The organism is Burkholderia semiarida, assembly GCF_029268935.1.
In the GTDB taxonomy this organism is placed as follows: domain Bacteria; phylum Pseudomonadota; class Gammaproteobacteria; order Burkholderiales; family Burkholderiaceae; genus Burkholderia; species Burkholderia semiarida.
On record NZ_JAHLCL010000003.1, the window covers coordinates 573,890 to 594,005 of the forward strand.

The following is a 20,116-nucleotide window of genomic DNA, read 5'->3' on the forward strand; positions in this document are numbered from 1 at the left end:
TGGGATCAGGCGGCCGCCTTGACCGACGGAAGCTTTGCGACGAGCCGCAGCGACACCGTCAGACCTTCCAGCTGGAAGTGCGGGCGCAGGAAGAACTTCGCCTGGTAGTAGCCGGGGTTGCCCTCGACTTCTTCCACGACCACCTCGGCAGCAGCCAAGGGACGACGCGCCTTGGTTTCCTGCGACGAGTTCGCGGGATCGGCGTCGACGTAGTACATGATCCATTCGTTGAGCCATTGCTGCATTTCGTCGCGCTCCTTGAACGAGCCGATCTTGTCGCGCACGATGCACTTCAGGTAGTGCGCGAAACGCGAGCAGGCAAACAGATACGGCAGACGCGCGGACAGGTTCGCGTTGGCCGTCGCGTCCGGATCGTAGTACTCGGCAGGCTTCTGCAGCGACTGCGCGCCGATGAACGCCGCGTAATCGGTATTCTTGCGATGAATCAGCGGAATGAAGCCGTTCTTCGAAAGCTCCGCCTCACGGCGATCGGAAATCGCGATCTCGGTCGGGCACTTCATGTCGATGCCGCCATCGTCGGTCGGGAACGTATGGCACGGCAGATTCTCGACCACGCCACCGCTCTCGACGCCGCGAATCAGCGTGCACCAGCCGTAGTGCTTGAACGAGCGATTGATGTTCACGGCCATCGCATACGCGGCGTTGGCCCACGCGTATTTGCGGTGGTCCGATCCGTCGGTCGATTCCTCGAAATCGAACTCGTCGACGGGATTGGTGCGGATACCGTACGGCAGGCGCGCGAGGAAGCGCGGCATGGCCAGACCGATGTAGCGCGAGTCTTCGGAGTTGCGCAGCGAGTTCCACGGTGCGTACTCGAGGTTCTGCGTGAAGATCTTGGTCAGATCGCGCGGGTTCGCGAGTTCCTGCCACGAATCCATCTGCAGCACGGATGGCGACGCGCCGGTGATGAACGGCGCGTGCGCGGCCGCGGCGACCTTGCCGATCGACGCCAGCAGATCGACGTCCGGAGGCGTGTGGTCGAAGTAATAGTCGGCGACGAGACAGCCATACGGCTCGCCGCCCAGCTGACCGTACTCCTCTTCGTAGATTTGCTTGAAGAACGGGCTTTGATCCCAGGCCACGCCCTTGTAGCGTTTCATCGTGCGACGCAGATCTTCCTTCGACACGTCCATGAAGCGGATTTTCAGCTTCTCGTCGGTTTCCGTGTTCGTCACGAGATGATGCAGCCCGCGCCACGCGCTTTCCAGCTTCTGGAAATCGTCGTGGTGCAGGATCAGGTTGATCTGTTCCGACAACTTGCGATCGATCTCGCCGATGATCGCCTCGATGCTCTTGTAGGCATCGTCGGACATCGTCACCGAATTGGCCAGCGCCTGCTCGGCGAGCGTCTTGACGGCGGATTCCACCGCCTCGCGCGCCTGCTCCGTCTTGGGCTTGAACTCGCGCGACAACAGTGCATTGAAATCCGATTGGGCGCCGAGCTGCGCCTCGGCAGCTCGCGCCTGCGATTCACGTACAGCCATTTTTTACCTTTACCTGTGTTAGATCGTGGTTGAGCATCCAGGGCCGCATCACTGCTCTTGCGGTTCCCGAGCGTCCGGCTTCCGTGCTTCGGGCTTGGGTGCCTTGGCGAGCGCGCTCAGCAGCGCCGGATCCTTCAGCACCTTGCTGACAAGATTTTCCGCGCCCGACTTGCCGTCCATGTAGGTCTGCAGATTGGCGAGTTGCGTGCGCGCGTCGAGCAACTGCGACAGCGCGTCGACATTTCTCGCAATCGCCGCCGGAGAAAAGTCGTCCATGCTTTCGAACGTGATGTCGACCATCAGTTGGCCGTCGCCGGACAGCGTATTCGGGACCGAGAACGCGACGCGGGGCTTCATCGCCTTCATCCGCTCGTCGAAGTTGTCGATGTCGATGTTGTAGAACTTCCGATCGCCCACGGCCGGCAACGACTCCAGGGGCTTGCCGGACAGATCGGCGAGCACGCCCATCACGAACGGCAGCTCGACCTTCTTTTCGGAGCCGTAGATCTCGACGTCGTACTCGATCTGGACGCGCGGAGCACGATTTCGCGCAATGAATTTCTGTGCACTGCTGGATATGGCCATAAACTTTCCAGATGAATTCAGATTGGGAAAAAATCAATGAGCGAATGCTCGTCCGTTTCGCCCTTTCAGCGTAAACTCCGGGCATCTTAAGACACTCGTCGGCGCCGTTATATAGGACCAGTACTAACTTAATTGCCGATAATTGGAGATATACGAAATATCCAAGAAATCTCTAATCTCAATAAAGCGGCGAATTTAAAACGCCGCATTCGGCTGAGATGAATCCCTATCTGGAATGGCGATGGGGCGCGCGTGGACGAGTCGTTGCCACGCGGCGGAGCGAGCACCGCCCCGGCCGCATGAATCGTCACAGCAATGATGCGATGCGCTACCGTGTCGAGCGCATCATCGCGCGCTCAGCGGCGCAGGCCGTCCGGAATCAGCGAAATGTCGACGCGCCGGTTCAGTGCCCGGCCCGCTTCACTCCCGTTGTCCGCGATCGGGCGGATGTCGCCCATTCCCTGAATCGCGAAACGCGTGACCGGCAATCCGCCTTCGACGACCAGCCAATCGCGAATCGCGCGCGCCCGCGCCTCGGATAGCCGAAGATTCGCGTCGGATGAGCCCTCGCTGTCCGCATGCCCTTCGATCAGCACGCGCTGGTCCGGATTCTCCCGGATCAACCGAAGTACATGTGCGAGTTCACGATGCGCGTGCGCGGGGGAAAACGTCGCCTTGCCGCTTGGAAACAGCGAAAGGCTATCGATCTCCACGGTCGTGAGCGGCGGCCGATAGGCCGCCAGCGCCACGTCGACGCGAGGCAGCAGCGCACGCCCCGGATATAGCCCCCATCCCGCGCCGAACGGCGCGCCGTCGCGCAAATTGCGCGCCACCTCGTCGCGCGCCGCGCGCAGCCGCTCGAACGAGTCGATCGATGCGGTGATGCGAACGGACGGCGTGCTCCAATAGGTAGACAGGTCGCCCGCGATCCGCTCGACGAGCCGATAATTCACTGCACCCGATATCACCACGGCCAGCGTCACGGCCGTCGCGCTTGACAGCGCCACGTGGGATGCAAGCGGCCATGCTCGCCGGTCGACCGGCGATGGCGCAGGCGGCCGCCCGGCCGTATCCGCCGATACGGACGCCGATGCCTGAATGCGCGGCAACGGAAGCGGGCCCGCGACCGGCTTCGTCACGCGTGGCTGCAGGCCGGTTTTCGCGATCAGCCAGCGCGTCCACGCGCCCGGCCGAACGGGCGTGTGGTCGATGTCCGCCAGCGACGCACCCTGCAACGCAAACGGAACGGTATTCGACAGCGCGGAAATCGACGACAGCAACGCCGCCTCGTCGAGCCATTCGAATACCGCGAGCCCCAGAGCGCCCCGGCCCGCCGCATCGGCATGCCGCGACTCGGCAAGTTGGCCACGGATCGCCGGCAACCGGTCTGAAACGCCGATCGCGTTCTTGAGGCGCGGCGCGTCGAACTCGAGCGAATCGCCAAACCATCGCGTTTGCGGCGCGCCGCCCTCGCCCGGCCCCAGACATGCGTATACCGCGACATGACACGGCAGCACGCATTCGGGATGGCAGTACGCTGCCTGCAGCGCAATGCGCCATTGCGCAAACTCCCTGCGCAACACGCTTTCGTCGTCGCCCTCCGGTACCACGGGCAGCAGCGCGGCGTCCGGGAAACGCCCTCGCGCCGCCTTGACTTGCGTCATCACATCGGTGAGCCGCGCTGGCGTATCGGCCAGCAGCCACACCGCCCGATCGTCGCGCCTGATCGTGGCGCGCCCGCCCTCACGCGGGAACAGCGCGGCGGCGTAGGGCCCGACGACGACGATCACGTCGAGTTCGCGCGCGGTGCCGCCGATATCCTCCACGGCGGATTCGGCGGGAGCCGCTGCCGGACGCCGGCGCTCGTACCATGTAACAAACCACAGCGCGAGCGCGACAGCCGATCCAATGCATAGCGCGCTCAGCCAATCCGGCAGCCCCGCGAGTGCCCATGCACCGCCGAACACCACGATCGGCATTGCGATCCAGACGAGTCCGATCGCCTTGATTGACCGCATGCTCATTGGCGCCCTCCGTCGCTGTTCTGCGTCACGCGCGGCCCCGAGTCGGGCAAGCGCTCCACCGCACGACGCAACGAGACGTCGCAGAAGATCCACACGGCAGCCAGTACCACCGTCGCGAACAAGACCGGCCGAAGCGGCTTACCTGCGCGTGTCGCGACAGTCGCAACGGCGCGCGCGGGCCACGGCAACCGCTGCGCCGGCTCATCCCCCACGTCGGCCGCGCGCGGGCCTGCCTGCAATGTCACGGAACACCCCGCATCCCGGAGCGCCCGAGCAGCGTCTCCCTGGCGCGATGGTCCAAGCCCAAGCAACGTCGTATACATACTCATCAGCGACGCTTCCGGACAGGGGGCGTCCAGCAACGCGCCGACTTGCGCCGAAGACCGCGCAACGCCGTGCGCACGATGAAATCGGAACAGCAGCGTCTCGCGCAGCCATTCGTCGCGCGTGCCAGCGGGCAGATGACGCAGCGTCGCCTCGTCCAGCAGCATGCATTGCGCGATGCCGACGTCCCGTATGACGTCGGCTGCTCGCCCGTCGTCGCGCATCGCCTGCTCGAGCCGCTCGACGAGCCCGATGCACCGTGCTCGCCACGCATGGACCTCCGGTATCGACGCACCCTGCGCAAGCAGCGCGACGTGCAGTAGGGTCTCTTGAAGCGACGCGCGCAACGCGGCGCCTGAACTGTCGAATGTCATGCGAATATCAAGAAAAACTGCCGATGGAACACCATCACGGCATCTGAATCACGAAAGTCGCGTACGTACGAACCGTGCCGGCGCGTGCCGCGCCGGTCGCGTAATACTGCGCCCCGAACGGCACCAGCGTCGTAGTCGACTCATCGACGTTCACCGTCTGCATCGTCGCCGCGTTGCCGATCTGGATCGGCGAACCGTCGCCGTTCATCAACTGGACCTGGACATTTCTGGCGCTTGCAGGATCGTTCGGCGTCTCGACGTCGAGATTTCCGTTCGCGTTCGTCGTGGCGCCCCGTTGAAAATAAATGCGGACCGAATCGATGCTGCCGTCGCAGCGCAACGGAATGGTGAAGGCCGTGGAGCCCGCTGTCTGTCCCGGCGACGTCAGCGACGACGTCGAGATCCGCGGCAGCTTGATCGTCTGATTTTCCTGACCGCCTACGATCGTGCACGTCACCGAGTTGTACGAACCCTGAAACTTGACCGTGACGGTCGGATTACCGCCCCCCCAGGCCGTGCTCGCGGCCCCCGCGACCAGCGCGACCATCGCGACCGTGGCGCCCGATGCAACGCGACGGATCCATTTCGAAGCATGCATGCGTATCATTTTGTCCATGACTCCTGTGCCTCACCGTGATACGGGCGCGTCATTGCATCGTCGCCGGCTCGCAACGCAAACGCACACGCGTCGCCATCCTAACCTTCCCCGCATTCGCCGTTGCGGCCGGTACCGCATAAGGCAAGCTGCACCGATCGGCAGCGCTGATTCCCCACTTCGCGGTCAGCTCGCCAGAGCCTTCCAGCCCGCGCAGGAATGCCATGCCGCCCTGACCGACGCCGCCGATCGATTTGCCGGACGCATCGAACAATTGAGTGCCCATCGGCAGCGGCGAGCCGTCCTGCCGCTCCACCGTCGCGAACACCGGGCGGCCCCGCACCGTACTCATCTTCACGAAGACGACCGAGTTGTAGCGCGGCACCACCTCCTCGCTCGTGTTCCCGAGTTCGACGTCGTCGGGCAATCTGGACGGGTCGATCTCGACCGTGTTGACGCGATACGGCGTCAGCGATGGAATCACCGCGTAGCCGAAACGATCGATCGACGCGCCTTGCCCGTTGACGATCTGCCCGCCGGTTGCACCCTTCGCCTCGATCAGCGCAGCTGCCTGACCGAGCGGCGGACTGAGCGTGACGCCGCCTCGATGGACGATCATCGCGCCGTTTGCGCCGATCGACGCCTGACGCATCCGATTGCTGAGCGATGCGTTCGCGCTGTAGGTGCCGACAGGCGACCGATAGGTACCGTATCCGCCGAACGACGACAGCGCATTGGTATCGCCGCCGGCAACGCGCGATGCGGTAACCCCGTAGCTGAACGGTGCAACGGTTCCCTTGCTGCCGGACATATCCATCTGAATGGCGCTGTTGCCGCTCGAATCTCGCGAGGCCGAGGTGGTCAACGAATTGAAGAGACTGCTCTTCGTGTACGACTGCTTGCCGAGTGGGATAGTCAGGTTGATCCCGACCTGGGTGACCGTCCGGTTGTCGCCGTTGCGGGCACGCTGCGCATACACCGCATATGACACTTGCCGGAACGTGCTGTTGAAGCCAACCTGATACTGCAGATCGCGCCCCCTCTCGCCGCCCCAATAGTCTTGCGAACTGCCGGTGACGTAGATTGCACTGCGATCCCCCAGGCGCTGGTTGACGTTCAGTTGCAGCCGCGTCCTGGCCCGGTAGTTGTACTGATCAATCGATCCGTTCCAATCTTTTCGTGCGTTCACCGCGTCCTGCAGACTGAAGAAGTTCGACGTCGAATAGCGGTACGCGGCCACCGAGAAATTGGTTCCGGTCGGCACCAGCATCTTGCTGTACGTGACGCGCGAGCTGAGACCGTGGTACGTGCGCCGGCCCGGCACGCTCGCGTGTGCGGAGGTGACGTCGAACGCGAACGCACCGACCGACGTATTGAGCGCCATGCCGAGCAGGCCCGAACCATAGCCGGCCGACGACAGTACGCCGGCATAGCCCGTCACGAGATTCGTGATGCCTCGCTGATAAACCAGTTGGGCAACCCACGGCTTCGTATCGACCGCGTTGTCCCGATACTGGCCGACCGTCACGTTGAAACGGTGCCGACCTGGCCGCAACAGTTGCGGAACGGCGGCAAACGGTACCGAGAAGCGCCGCACGCGCCCGTCGGCTTCGGTGACCGTCACGTCGAGATCCCCGCCGTAGCCGGTGGCCGGCAGATCGTTGAACTCGAATGGCCCCGGCGACACGGTCTCTTCATACACCGTGTTGCCGCCCTGCCGCACGACCACGCGCGCGTTGGTGTCCGCCACACCGCGGACGGTCGGCGCATAAGCCTGCAGCGAATTCGGCAGCATTCGGTCGTCGCTCGACAACTGGACGCCGCGCACGCCGAACGAATCGAAAACCTCGCCGCTCGTGAAACTGTCGCCGAGCACGATCTGGCTGCGCAATGGCGTGATGTCACGCTGAACGAAGGTTTCGAGGCTGCGCCACGATACGCCGGCACTGCGGCTGGCCCAGTTCAGCGTCGAGCGATGACGAAGGCGCCACGGCCCGATATTCACGCCCGATTGCAGGCCCGTATACAAGCTGCTGAAGTTGTGCCCGAAAAAATTGCTCTCGCTCGTGTATCCGTTGACGTTGTACTGCAGCAGCCCGACGTTGATCCCTTCGTCCCAGCGCGAAGGATCGACGTAGCCTTGGGCCGTCCTGCTCATCGCGGTTTGCGGGATCGTCAGATCGAGCTTCAGATCCGCGCTGTCGAAGGTATAGGTCGCATCGGGTATCGTGTCGCGAAGTGCCAGGCAGGCGTCGGGCGCCGATTCGGGCGTGGCGGGAGCGCCATCGTCGTCCTGCTTCAATCGCCGAAGCCGGTTCGCGAGCTTGTCGCCGTCGACACCGAATTGCTCCAGCATCGCAGGCGTGAAGCACGGCGCGGCAACGTCGCTGCCGGGCACCGCGAGGAACGGTACGTCGTGACGTCCACGCCCTTTGCCGTTGACCGTCACGTCGACAGCATAATTGCCCGGCTCGACCGGATTGCCCTTCGCGAAACGAGACAGATCGACGCCACCGCCGGCGAACAGTCGCGGGTTGAATGCCACCGCCGCCAGCTCCGTCGGCGCGCGAGACGCCATCTGCATCACCGGCTCCGTCGTCGCGCGGGACGCCATCTGCATCACCGGCTCCGTCGTCGCGCGGGACGCCATCTGCATCACCGGATCGGACATGGCGCGAGCCGCCACGATCATTACCGGCTCGCCCCCCGCTTGCGGCCCGATGTCAGACCCACCGGGTTCCGCCGCGCCAGCGTCATCACCGGGAAAACCGATGCCGAACGCCAAACCGACTGCCAAAGCGACCCGCCGGCGGCGGAAGACGCTCAGATCGACATCATGGCTACCGCCAAGCGCGATATTTCTTGCTGCTTGAACCACTCTTCGATCCTCATCGTTTCCGGAACAGCCGGGTGGTTATTCGACGGTGGCCGAACCCGCCACCTCCGCACCGTAATCGTTGAGCAGTTTGTACGACACCGTGCCCCGCTCGAACGCACGATGCGCCCCTTGCGGTTGGGTGAGCGACACATGGTCGAACGGGGGAACCATAGCCGGGTCAAACTCGATTTCCTTGTCGCCGGCCTTCAGCGCCACACGGCTGAACGACACGTAATAGGGCGACGGATTGTCGACGCGCAGGATGCTCCGCCCTTTGTCGCCATGCATGACCTTCCACGTCAGTGATTGCCCCGAAGGCCCGTCCTGAAGCGCGGTCGGCCGAAAAAACAGCTTGATGCGCGTGCGAAATGCCAGTTGCAGCAGATTCGTTTCTTCCGCGTTCGTGGGCTGCGGCGGAATTTCCTGCACGTTGAGCCAGAACACCGACTCGCGATCCGCCGGCAGATTCGCACCCGTATACATGATGCGCAACGTCTGCCCCTTTTTCGGCTCGACGCGGAACACCGGCGGCGTCAACACGAACGGCACCTTGATCTGATCGGGATTGGCATCCGCATTCCCGTCGTCGATCCATGTCTGCACCAGCACGGGCGCCGTCTCGACGTTGGTCAATCGCACATTGACTTCGCGACTTTGCTCCGGGTAGATGACCCGCGTACCCGTAATCACGATCGCCGCCTGGGCCGACAGCGCCATCGCGCCCAACGCAAAAGCCGCCGCGACGCCCTTCCATTTCCATAACCGCACGCATACCTCCTTGATCCATCGCCGCAGCGAGTTCCGGAGGCCGAACGACAAAATCTCCGGAGCCCGCTTGCGGGCTACTTGCGACTCAAGATCACTGATAGGCGAGCGTGAAGCGAGCGAAGGTGTTCACCTTACCCGCCGTGGTGGCGCCGGTCGCGTAGTACTGACCGCCGTAGAGCATCGTCGCGCCGCGCGTGTCGCCCGTGCCCGTCACGTCGAAGTACGCGCCCGTCGTGCCGGCCCGAATCCCCGCACCGTCGGAGTTCACCAACTGGACGACGACATTCGTCGCCGCGACCTGTGGATCCGTCAGCAGGTTCTTCAGGAAGCCGGTAGCCGGATCCATGTTGGTCATCTCGAAGTGAGCGGCGACCTGTTTCACGTCAGCGGCGCACTTCTCCGCGGTGAGCTCGAACGATGTCGAGCCGGCCGTGTCGCCCTTCTTCGCCAGATCAACCGTCGAAATCTTCGGCAGCAGCACCTTCTTGTCTTGGTCCCCGCCCTTGATCGAGCACGTGCTCGCGGTCAGTTCGCCGTCGAACGTCACCTTGCCTTGCGTCACGGCCTGCGCGAATGCCGGCGATCCAGCCAGCACACCCATCAGCATCGCAGCGGAAGCACCCAATACCTTTTTCTTCATTTAACACTCCTACTTAAAGAGAAATACGTCAAACAGGTCGACCGGGTTCACGAGGCGTCATGCCGCCAATCTGCACCACGGTTATCTCGCGCAATCGAACCCGCAAAAAATATTATCAATCCCTCAATATCGGGGATATAGGACGAGTTCAAACCTCAACGGAATCCGAGCCGGACTCTCGTAAAAGACCGAGTGAATTGTTTAATTTGTCAGGAAATCGATGACCGCCTCTCGATGGCCGAGCGCGATCGCGATCGGCGGCGCACGCATTTGGGCGCTGCCGAAACGCAAATCCGGTCGTGCGGCGAACGAGGCGTGCTCGATCCGCAGCCGGAAGCGACGCTGCGAATTCCTGTGCCATTGCCGCGGTGCCGCCAGTCGATCGTCCGCGTTCGACCGACACACCCGCATCCGATATGCGTGCCCCCGATGGCGCGGCCCGCGTCAATACACGTGGCCGATCGTCACCGCGCGCTGTTGTTCGGCATCGACGGACGGCCCGCTCGACGCCAGGATCACGCTCGTCGCGACGTCGCGGTATGGGCGCTGCGGCGGCATCTCGATCGCGACGCTGCGATGCCGCGCGGTGGCCACGGACGCCATGACGTTGTCGTAGAGCGGATCGCCTCGGCGAAAACGCCCGTACCGCTGGTCGCCGTCGGTCTTCATGGCCGCCGTGCGCCAGCCGGTGTCCTGCGCCGCATCGGCATGCGCCGTGCCGCGCGCGATCCGCGAAGACGCTCGCGCCCCCTTGGACACGCGCCCGCTCGTTTCGGGCCGGACCAGCGCCGCGGCCATCTCCACCGCGCTCGGCAAACCGTCGATGACGGCCGGCCGCTCGGGTGCGCGCGACTCGTACGCCAACACGTTCCGTGTATCGGCAACGATCGTCGGAAGCCCTTCGGAAGCATGTCCGTTTTTCGCGCCGCGCGCGCCGCGACCGGGCTGGCTTCGTTCTCCGGCACCCGCGCCGAGCACCGCCCTCGTGGAGACGCGCGTCGTCACGCGCCACGCTTGAGAAGCGAACGCGGTGCCGCCCTGCGGGCGCGCGCCAAGCTCCGGCAGTGTCTGACGCTGCCCGGCGATGCTTGCGACCCGGGCCGCAAGCTCGGGAAGACTCGCCGACGTCGCCAGCATCGCGGCCCGTTGGCCGTCGAGCGGCCGCGCCGATCCGGCCACGCGCACCGCAGGCGATAAGGGCGACGCGAAGGCTGCGTCACTGATCCGTGCTTCGGCAGGCTCGGCGCCGCCGTGCGCGACCGTCGAGACCGCTCCCGTCGCCGGCTTGGGCAACGCAGCCAAAACCGGCTTCAACGTATCGAGCAAGCCGGTCAGCGACCGCGGCTCGACGGACGCCGCACGTCGCTCGGACAACGCGTGATAGGCCACCTCGCCGCCCAGCGTGGACAACGCGATACTGGGCGGCGCGGCACGCGTCGGACCCGACAGATCGAACGGGAATCGCGAAACGAGTGACGCGACGCCTTCGCTCGCGTCGGCCGTGAGCGCTGGCGCGCCGCCGGGCGACGGGTGTGTCCGCGCATACGCGATCTGATCCGCGTAAAACGGTTCTCCGGCCAGGCCGCGCCCCGATGCGTCGCCGCGGTCCGCACTCGCCGTGCGGACCGCCCCGGCTTCGTCGTGCACCGCCGCACCGCCCGCCGCGGCGTAGCGCGCGAGCGCGTCGGCCACCTGATCGGCATAGAACGGGGAATCCGTCGCGCCGGCCAGTTCGACGGCGACGCCGGGCAATGGGGGCAGGTCCGGGGACGCGACGCGGGCCAGACGCTCACCGTCGAGCATCCGCGCGCGCAACGGCTCGGCCGCGCCTGTATAACTGAGCACGGGCCCGCCGCGATGTGGCCGGAACAGATCGAAACGTTCGTCCGGCAGCGGACCATTCGGCAGCGGCGGCCGGTCGGCCAGGCTGTCGGCCGCGAGCGGGCCGCCGAGCGGACGATCGTCGAGTCCGGCGGCGATGGCCGGCCGCCGCACCGGCGCGAACGGGGTCGCTGGAAACGCGGATGGCGGCGGGACGGGATGGGGGGCCTTCTCTTCGTCGACGCGAGGCTGCACAGGCGGATCGGTCCGCTCGTCGACATCGCGCACGCCCGCCGGCGGTGCCACCGACGACGCGGGCGCCGGCACGCTGCGCGGCACCTCGGACGCCGGCGCCCGTGCCGCTCCGGAGTCGTCCGGTGCGCACGAACCGAGATACGGCGCGGTGGCCATCAGCGCAGCCGTCATGACACCGGTGCCGCCCGCGCTTCGCTTCGCCCATTCCACCGCTGCGGCTCGCGCGCGCCGGCCTTTCCTGCTCGTTCCGTTCGTCATGCTCGTATCGGCCGCCCCATGCCCGCCGGTGTGCGCCCTTGTCCATTCGAGGTAAGCCGCAAATCTAGCCAAGGGCACCGGCATCAACAATGGGACAGATATTTGAAATCAACACCGAGACACGCAGACACGTCTGATTTATCGACACAAAGCGCCCCGCCCCACCCTGATCGCATGCGTTGGATCAACCGTCGAAAGGCGCTGCCGCTCATGCCTGCAAGCCAACGCGGGCCGGGTGCAGTCGGCGATTGGGCGCCCGGGCATTCGGTGCAATGCGCGTCGGGTTCCGATCGAACGTGCCGCATCCGGCCATTGCGATCGTGCGACTCGTCTGCTTGAACCAATTCGACGCAAATGCCGCCGCCGGCCGTCGCCCGTTCCTGACCGTCTTCATGCAACTGCCGGGCCGTTGCTCATGGATTCCGCAAGATTCGAACTCGTCCAATTTCCAAACTCGCGCTGGAAAGTTACTTTTCGCCCGTCGCAACAAGGAGGTACACGGGTGAACCACCGTCGTTTTCCATTTTCCCGAGCACGCACCGGCCGCCATCTCGCGCATTCCGCACTGATCGCCGGCGCCGTGATACCGTGGCCGTCCGCCGCGCAAGTCACCGGCGGCCCGCAACAGGCCAACGGCATCGAGCTCGAAGTCGCGCCGGGCGACTATTCGACATCCCAAATCGGCCAGTCCGTCCTGTCCGCGATCAACGGCGGCCGCCTGACGACCGCCGGCAAAACCCGCGCGTTCTCGACGGGCCACGTCGCGGCCGGTGCCGCCGCATCGGGCGCCGGTTCGAGCGTGGAACTGCGCGATACCGAAATCCGTACGCGCGGCCGCAACAGCATCGGCATCGACGTCCGTCAGGGCGCCAGCGCGTCCGCGCAACGCTCGTCGATCGACACCGACGGCGATTTCGCGCACGGTGCGTACGTCAACGGCGCGAACGGCCAGCTCCGCATCTCGGACAGCGTGATCGTCACGCGCGGCAAGGAAGGCTCCGGCATCGCGGTGAATGGCGCGCCGGGCGGCACCGTCAACGTCGCCGATACGTTGATCAGAACCAGCGGCCTGATCGCGACCGGCCTGTCCATCAGTTACGACGGCGCGCACGCCACGCTGGATCGCACCGATATCCGGACGGACGGCGACTACGCGTCCGTGTTGTACCTGCCGAGCGCGTCGACGGTCGCATTCAACGACTCGTACCTGGAAACGGGCGGCGACGCCGCCGTCGGCGTCGATACCCGCGCGGGCGACGTCGCACTCGCACGCACGCGCGTCGTCACGCACGGCACCAGCGCGCACGGGCTGTATGCGTCGAAGGAGTACGCCGACACGCCGGTCGTCGACGCAACCGATACGCACGTGACGACCACCGGCGACCGCTCGATCGGCGCGATCGCGCGGCTCGGCGGCAAGATCGCGATGACGCGCGGCAGCATCGCAACCGACGGCGAGCGTGCACGCGGCGCGATGTCGAGCGGCACGGACTCCGTCGTCGCCCTCACCGACATGACCGTCGACACGCGCGGGCCCGGCGCGAGCGCACTTCATGCGAGCGCCGGCGGCCGGATCGACCTCGTGCGCACCGCCGCGCGCGCGAGCGGCGACGATGCCTATGCCGCAAGCGTGTACGACGGCGCACTGACCATCGACGACGGTTCGCTCGTCAGCGAGCGGCACGGCGCAATCGATGCATCCGGCGCGACCATCGTGCTGCGCAACGGCACGCGCGCCGGTGGCGGCAACGGCACGTTGCTGTCCGTGCATGCGCAACCCGACGCGCCGGTGCGGCTGACGCTCGACACCGGCTCGCATGCCAACGGCGACATCGTGAATCACCCCGCCGCCGACGGCAGCCCGACGCATGCGACAACAGACGTCACGCTGTCCAATGCGTCGGCCTGGACCGGCGCGACGAACGCGGTGCGCACGCTGGCGCTCGACACGGACAGCCGCTGGACCGTCACCGCGAACTCGTCGGTCGGCTCCGTCGCGCTGAACGACTCGACGATCGCGTTCGCCGATCCGGCTGCCGGCGCGCCGGCGACGCCGCGCACGCTCGTCGTATCCGGCGACTACGCCGCGCGCAACGGCAAGCTGGTTCTCCATACGACGCTGCAGGACGATGCATCGCCGACAGACCGGCTCGTGATCGACGGCGGCCATGCGTCGGGCGACACCGGGGTCGTCGTCAAGCGCGCCGGCGGCAACGGTGCGCCGACGACCGTCGGCATCCCGATCGTCGAAACGCGCAACGGCGGTACGACGGACGTGTCGGCATTCACGCTCGACGCGAGTTCCGACGGCTACCGGCAAGGATTCGGCACGTTGTCCGCGGGTGGCTATGACTACATGCTGAAGCGCGGCGGCGGCGGCGACGGCGGGCGGGACAACGACTGGTATCTCGTGTCCGCGGCAAAGCCCGAACCGCCCGTACGGCCCGTACCACCGCTGCCGCCCGGCCCGGTGAACCCGGATCCGCCGATCGAACCCGAAACCACGCCGCCTGCGCGCACGACCGCCCCGGAGCCGGACGCCTATCTGGCGAACGCGGATGCGGCATCGACGATGGCAGTCCATACGCTGCATCAGCGCAACGATCGCTCATTGCGCACGGAGGCCGCCGGCCCGCTCGACGGAGCCGTGTGGCTGCGCGCCGAGGGCAATACGACGTCGATGTCGGGCAATGGCCGCAGCGTGTCGGGTAACGGTCGCCTGATTCACGCGGGCGCCGATCTGCTCCGCTTCGACGATGGTCGCGGCGGCAGCTTCCGAATCGGCGCGATGGGCATGTACGGTAGTCAGACCAGCTGGTCGACGCGCCCGCTGTGGAATGCGATCGAGCATCGCGTGATGAACGCCACCGCGCGCGGCAGCGTGTCGGGCTACAACGCGGGCGTGTACGGCACGTGGTACGGCAGCCGCGACATCCTGACCGGCCCTTACGTCGATGCGTGGTTCATGTACGGCGCCTACGCGAACAGCGTCGGGGGCAGCCTCGCGGCCGATTCGTATCGCTCACGCACCGTGACGGGTTCGATCGAGACCGGCTATTCGTTCGGATTCTACGAGCGCGGCGACACGCGGTTCTTCGTCGAGCCCGAAGCGCAGCTCGTCGTGTCGGACTACCGCGCGGAGGCGCACGGCACGGCCGGCGGCCGTCTCGACGGGCAGGGTGCAACCGACGTGCTGACCCGGCTCGGCGTGCGCGTACACGGCGTGACCGCGATGCCGAACGGGCGTGAACTTCGGCCGTTCGTCGAAGCGAACTGGTGGCACGGTCCCGGCTCACGTACGCTGACGCTCGACCGCAACGCCTTCTCGTTCGACGTGCCGCGCGACCGCGTCGCGGTCAGGTTCGGCGCCACCGGGCAGGTGAGCCGCCAATTCTCGATATCGGCGAGCCTTGGCGTCGAAGGCAATCTGTCCGACTACTCGGTGGTAACCGGGCAGCTTTCGGCGAAATATCGCTGGTGACGGCCGCGGCGGCCGACGAGCGGCGGAATTCGCGCGCCCGCCGAATTCCGCTATACTTTGCCGACTTGCCGCCCCTGGCGGCAGGTCGGAAGCGCGCCGATTTGCTGACTCGATTGCGGGCGCGCGAACCGGCCGGGGTTTGATGCGTCGATGCGTCGCTCCCCCGGTGGGTTCACTACAAATGCGGCTAAAGAGGTCGTCAGCCGCGCACCTTCGCCTCCGCGCATCGCCGACACCGTTTAGCCGCCCAGTCATAAGGCGGAACGAATGGAATCGATCGGCATCGTCGCTCCACAGACCATGCACTTCGCCGAACCGCTGCGCTTGCAAAGCGGCAGCGTGCTCGGCAACTATCAGCTCGTCGTCGAGACGTACGGCGAGCTCAACGCCGCGCGCTCGAACGCGGTGCTCGTCTGCCACGCGCTGAACGCGTCGCACCACGTCGCCGGCGTCTACGCGGACGATCCGCGCAGCACCGGCTGGTGGGACAACATGGTCGGCCCGGGCAAGCCGCTCGACACCAACCGCTTCTTCGTGATCGGCGTGAACAACCTCGGGTCGTGCTTCGGCTCGACGGGCCCGATGAGCGTCGATCCGTCGACCGGCAAGCCGTACGGCGCCAAGTTCCCGGTGGTCACCGTCGAGGACTGGGTGCACGCCCAGGCGCGCGTCGCCGACGCGTTCGGCATCGAGCGCTTCGCGGCCGTGATGGGCGGCAGCCTCGGCGGGATGCAGGCGCTTGCATGGAGCCTGATGTATCCCGAGCGCGTCGCGCACTGCATCGACATCGCGTCGACGCCGAAGCTGTCCGCGCAGAACATCGCGTTCAACGAGGTCGCGCGCTCGGCGATCCTGTCCGATCCCGATTTCCACGGCGGCGACTATTACGCGCACAACGTCAAGCCGAAGCGCGGCCTGCGCGTCGCGCGGATGATCGGTCACATCACGTACCTGTCCGACGACGACATGGCCGAGAAATTCGGCCGGGCGCTGCGCCGCGCGGACGGCGCGCTCGACGCGTACAACTTCAGCTTCGACGTCGAGTTCGAGGTCGAGTCGTACCTGCGCTACCAGGGCGACAAGTTCGCCGACTACTTCGACGCGAACACCTACCTGCTGATCACGCGCGCGCTCGACTACTTCGATCCGGCCAAGGCGTTCGACGGCAACCTGACGGCCGCGCTCGCGCATACGCAGGCGAAGTACCTGATCGCGAGCTTCTCGACCGACTGGCGCTTCGCGCCCGCGCGCTCGCGCGAGATCGTGAAGGCGCTGCTCGACAACAAGCGCACGGTCAGCTACGCGGAAATCGATGCGCCGCACGGCCATGATGCGTTCCTGCTGGACGACGCGCGCTATCACAACCTGATCCGCGCGTATTACGAACGAATCGCCATCGAGGTGGGAGCATGAACCAGCAAGCGCTGAATTCCCTGTCCGCGCGCGCGGACTTCCGCACGATCGCCCGCTGGGTCGAGCCGCGCTCGAGCGTGCTCGACCTCGGCTGCGGCGACGGCTCGCTGCTCGCGCTGCTGATGGAAGAACTGGACGTGACCGGCTACGGGATCGAGCTGAACGACGCGGGCGTGCTCGCGAGCGCGAAAAACGGCATCAACGTGATCCAGCAGAACCTCGAGGACGGCCTGCGCCTGTTCGAGGATCACAGCTTCGACATCGCGATCCTGTCGCAGACGCTTCAGACGATCCACCAGACCGCCGCGATCCTGCGCGAAACCGCGCGCGTCGGGCGCGAATGCATCGTGTCGTTCCCGAACTTCGGCTACTGGGCGCACCGGCTGTCGGTGCTGCGCGGCCGGATGCCGGTGTCGAAGTCGCTGCCTTATCAGTGGCACAACACGCCGAACGTGCGGGTGCTGACGATCAAGGATTTCGAGGCGCTCGCGCCCGAAGTCGGCGTCACGATCCTCGACCGCGTCGTGCTGCACGAAGGCCAGCCGATTCGATGGGGAGCGAACTGGCGTGGTAGTCTTGCTGTCTATCGCGTCAAGCGCAGCTGAGCCGGGGAGCCGTTGACGGAAGATCCGGCCCGCCCACGCGCGCGGCCGCCCCACCTTCGCCGGCCGCGCCGCCCGCGCTGCCGCCGCCTTCAGTCAACGCTACCCAGTTCCAGTCCATGTCGAAAACGCCACACGAGGCGCCCGCACTCACCGCTCACGAGGATCACCCCGGCTGGCGCGCCTATCTGAACAAGCACATGCTGATCTGCGTGTTCCTGGGGTTCACGTCGGGTCTGCCTCTGTTCACGCTCGTCTACCTCGTGCAGGCATGGCTGCGCTCCGAGGGCGTGAACCTGAAGGAGATCGGCCTGTTCGCGCTGATCCAGTTCCCGTATACGTGGAAGTTCCTGTGGGCGCCGCTGATGGACCGCTACATCCCGCGGCTGCCCGGCTGGCGGCCGGGCCGCCGGCGCGGCTGGCTGCTGCTCACGCAGGTGCTGGTCGCCGGCGCGATCGCCGCGCTCGGCTTCGTGTCGCCGCGCGACTCGATCTGGACGGTCGCCGCGCTCACGACGCTCGTCGCGTTCTTCGGCGCGAGCGCCGACATCGTGATCGACGCGTACCGCCGCGAACTGCTGCGCGACACCGAGCAGGGCCTCGGCAACGCGGTGCACGTGAACGCGTACAAGCTCGCCGCGCTGATTCCCGGCTCGCTGGCGCTGATCCTGTCCGACCACATGCCGTGGGACGCCGTGTTCGCGATCACCGGCGCATTCATGCTGCCGGGCATCCTGATGACGCTCGTCGTGTGCGAGCCGGAAGTGGCCGGCGCGCCGCCGCGCAACCTGCGCGACGCGATCGTGCTGCCGTTTCGCGAATTCATCCAGCGCGACGGCTGGGCCGGCGCGCTGCTCGTCGTCGCGTTCATCTTCCTGTTCAAGATCGGCGACACGATGGCCACCACGCTGTCGACGTCGTTCTTCCTCGACATCGGCTTCACGCGCACCGAAATCGGCATCGTCGCGAAGACCACCGCGCTCGTCGCGAGCGTCGCCGGCGGCATCATCGGCGGCATCTGGCTCGTGAAGATCGGCATCGGCCGCGGGCTGTGGATCTTCGGCGCGCTGCAGATGGTGTCGACGCTCGGCTTCGCATGGCTCGCGCAGCTCGGCCCCGGCTCGCCCGTGCTCGCGATGCTGTACGACTTCACCGTGTCGACCAGCCACGCGATCGCGGCCGCGCTGTCGGTGTTCGGCATCGCCGTCACGCCGCAATTCAGCCCGATGACGGTCGCGCTCGCGATCGTCTACGGCTTCGAAACCTTCACGACCGGGCTGACGATGGCCGCGTTCGTCGCGTACATCGCGAGCACGACCGATCCGCGCTACACGGCCACGCAGTTCGCGCTGTTCACGAGCCTGGCCTCCGTGCCGCGCACGCTCGCGTCGGCGGCGAGCGGCTTCATCGTCGCGAAGATCGGCTGGTTCGACTATTTCATCGTGTGCACCGCGCTCGCGATTCCCGGCATGCTGCTACTGTTTCGGATCGCGCCGTGGAACGGTGCCGCACGCAACGGCGAGGCGAGCCGTGCGCGGTAACCGCCTGCGCCGTCTCGCACGCGTGGCGGCCGCGTTGGGCGTCGGCGCCGCGGCGCTCGCCGCGCACGCGACCGACACCGGCGCGACGGCCGCGGGCTCCGCGCCGGCCGCGGCGCAAGCCACGCCGCCCGCCGCCGCCACGTCTGCCGCGCCCGCCGCGCCGTCCGCCGCCGAAGGCGCGCAGCCGACCGGCGCCGCGGTGCCGGCGAAGGCCTATACGCCGACGCCGCAGCAGGTCCGCTACGGCAACGCGATCGCGTTCCGCACGCTGATTCCGTCGCCGCTGCTCGAACAGCTCACCGCGAACGAATACGCGCAGATCGTGCAGACGGCCGCCGACAGCAACCGCCTGCTGCCCGCGAACCAGCCGCGCGTGAAGCGCCTGCGTGCGATCGTCGCGAAGCTCGCGCCGTATTCGGTGAAGTGGAACGACCGCGTGAAAAGCTGGGCATGGGACGTCAATGCGATCCGTTCGCGCGACATTCGCCTGACCTGCCTGCCGGGCGGCAAGGTGCTCGTGTACGGCGGCATGCTCGAGCGTGTGCGCCTGAACGACGACGAGCTCGGCGTGCTGCTCGCGCACGGCATCGCGCATGCGCTGCGCGAACACGCGCGCAGCAACTTCGGCGCGACCTCGCAGACGTCACTGCGCGCGGCCGCGCTGCCGCCGCTGTTCGGCGTCGGCGATCCGCTGCCGCAGGCGCTGAACCTCGGCGAGCGCCTGCAGTCGCTCCACTACGATCCGACCGACGAGACCGAAGCCGACGTGATCGGCGGCGACATCGCCGCCCGCGCGGGCTTCGATCCGCGCGCGGCGATCACGCTGTGGGACAAGCTCGCGGCCGCGACGCGCGCGAACAAGGCGACGGGTTTCATCTACACGCATCCGTACGGCGCCGCGCGCCGCCAGGATCTGCTGAACCGGCTGCCGGACCTGATGCCGCTGTACGCGAAAGCAACGGGCAAGCGCGTCGAATCGCTGCCCGACTACGCGGGCATCAGCGCGCAGCGGCGCAAGGTCGTGCGGCGCTGAGCGGCCGCACGGCGCCGCG

The 20,116-nt window shown here is 66.3% G+C and carries 14 protein-coding genes; 5 read left to right on the forward strand and 9 right to left on the reverse strand.

The window, feature by feature from the left end:
* Positions 1 to 5: 5 nt before the first annotated feature.
* From tssC to KPB06_RS06445, 9 genes are all read right to left on the reverse strand, one after another.
* Positions 6 to 1,505: a type VI secretion system contractile sheath large subunit gene (tssC, locus tag KPB06_RS06405; protein ID WP_059573637.1), complete on the reverse strand. Its 1,500-nt coding sequence runs from the start codon at positions 1,503 to 1,505 to the stop codon at positions 6 to 8.
* A gap of 48 nt (positions 1,506 to 1,553) precedes the next feature.
* Complete coding sequence (gene tssB / locus KPB06_RS06410; protein WP_059573636.1) at positions 1,554 to 2,090, reverse strand: type VI secretion system contractile sheath small subunit; 537 nt, start codon at positions 2,088 to 2,090, stop codon at positions 1,554 to 1,556.
* Positions 2,091 to 2,446: 356 nt separating this feature from the next.
* The gene (locus KPB06_RS06415) at positions 2,447 to 4,114 is read right to left on the reverse strand and encodes an OmpA family protein (RefSeq protein WP_060010907.1); all 1,668 of its coding nucleotides are present in this window, start codon (positions 4,112 to 4,114) and stop codon (positions 2,447 to 2,449) included.
* Complete coding sequence (locus KPB06_RS06420; RefSeq protein WP_059573635.1) at positions 4,111 to 4,812, reverse strand: DotU family type IV/VI secretion system protein; 702 nt, start codon at positions 4,810 to 4,812, stop codon at positions 4,111 to 4,113. The genes KPB06_RS06415 and KPB06_RS06420 overlap by 4 nt, the downstream gene beginning before the upstream one ends.
* Before the next feature lie 34 nt (positions 4,813 to 4,846).
* Positions 4,847 to 5,410, reverse strand: a complete 564-nt coding sequence (locus KPB06_RS06425; RefSeq protein ID WP_230951113.1) for a fimbrial protein — start codon at positions 5,408 to 5,410, stop codon at positions 4,847 to 4,849.
* A gap of 49 nt (positions 5,411 to 5,459) precedes the next feature.
* Entirely contained in the window at positions 5,460 to 8,027 is a 2,568-nt protein-coding gene (locus KPB06_RS06430) for a fimbria/pilus outer membrane usher protein (protein WP_456151263.1), read from the reverse strand.
* Positions 8,028 to 8,321: 294 nt separating this feature from the next.
* On the reverse strand, positions 8,322 to 9,053 hold the full coding sequence (locus KPB06_RS06435) for a fimbria/pilus periplasmic chaperone (protein WP_104011816.1): 732 nt from the start codon (positions 9,051 to 9,053) through the stop codon (positions 8,322 to 8,324).
* Between the two features lie 91 nt (positions 9,054 to 9,144).
* On the reverse strand, positions 9,145 to 9,693 hold the full coding sequence (locus KPB06_RS06440; protein ID WP_059573633.1) for a fimbrial protein: 549 nt from the start codon (positions 9,691 to 9,693) through the stop codon (positions 9,145 to 9,147).
* Positions 9,694 to 10,137: 444 nt separating this feature from the next.
* Complete coding sequence (locus KPB06_RS06445) at positions 10,138 to 12,027, reverse strand: hypothetical protein (RefSeq protein WP_146075161.1); 1,890 nt, start codon at positions 12,025 to 12,027, stop codon at positions 10,138 to 10,140.
* 502 nt (positions 12,028 to 12,529) lie between these two features.
* Between KPB06_RS06445 and KPB06_RS06450 the strand changes: the two genes are divergently transcribed.
* From KPB06_RS06450 to KPB06_RS06470, 5 genes are all read left to right on the forward strand, one after another.
* Positions 12,530 to 15,508: an autotransporter family protein gene (locus KPB06_RS06450; RefSeq protein ID WP_059573630.1), complete on the forward strand. Its 2,979-nt coding sequence runs from the start codon at positions 12,530 to 12,532 to the stop codon at positions 15,506 to 15,508.
* A 267-nt stretch (positions 15,509 to 15,775) separates the two neighbouring features.
* The gene (gene metX, locus KPB06_RS06455; protein WP_059573629.1) at positions 15,776 to 16,921 is read left to right on the forward strand and encodes a homoserine O-succinyltransferase MetX; all 1,146 of its coding nucleotides are present in this window, start codon (positions 15,776 to 15,778) and stop codon (positions 16,919 to 16,921) included.
* Positions 16,918 to 17,526: a methionine biosynthesis protein MetW gene (metW, locus tag KPB06_RS06460; RefSeq protein WP_059573628.1), complete on the forward strand. Its 609-nt coding sequence runs from the start codon at positions 16,918 to 16,920 to the stop codon at positions 17,524 to 17,526. Before metX ends, metW begins: the two co-directional genes overlap by 4 nt.
* A gap of 116 nt (positions 17,527 to 17,642) precedes the next feature.
* Positions 17,643 to 19,064: an AmpG family muropeptide MFS transporter gene (locus KPB06_RS06465; protein ID WP_275905536.1), complete on the forward strand. Its 1,422-nt coding sequence runs from the start codon at positions 17,643 to 17,645 to the stop codon at positions 19,062 to 19,064.
* Entirely contained in the window at positions 19,054 to 20,097 is a 1,044-nt protein-coding gene (locus tag KPB06_RS06470; RefSeq protein ID WP_059573650.1) for a M48 family metallopeptidase, read from the forward strand. Before KPB06_RS06465 ends, KPB06_RS06470 begins: the two co-directional genes overlap by 11 nt.
* Positions 20,098 to 20,116 lie beyond the last annotated feature (19 nt).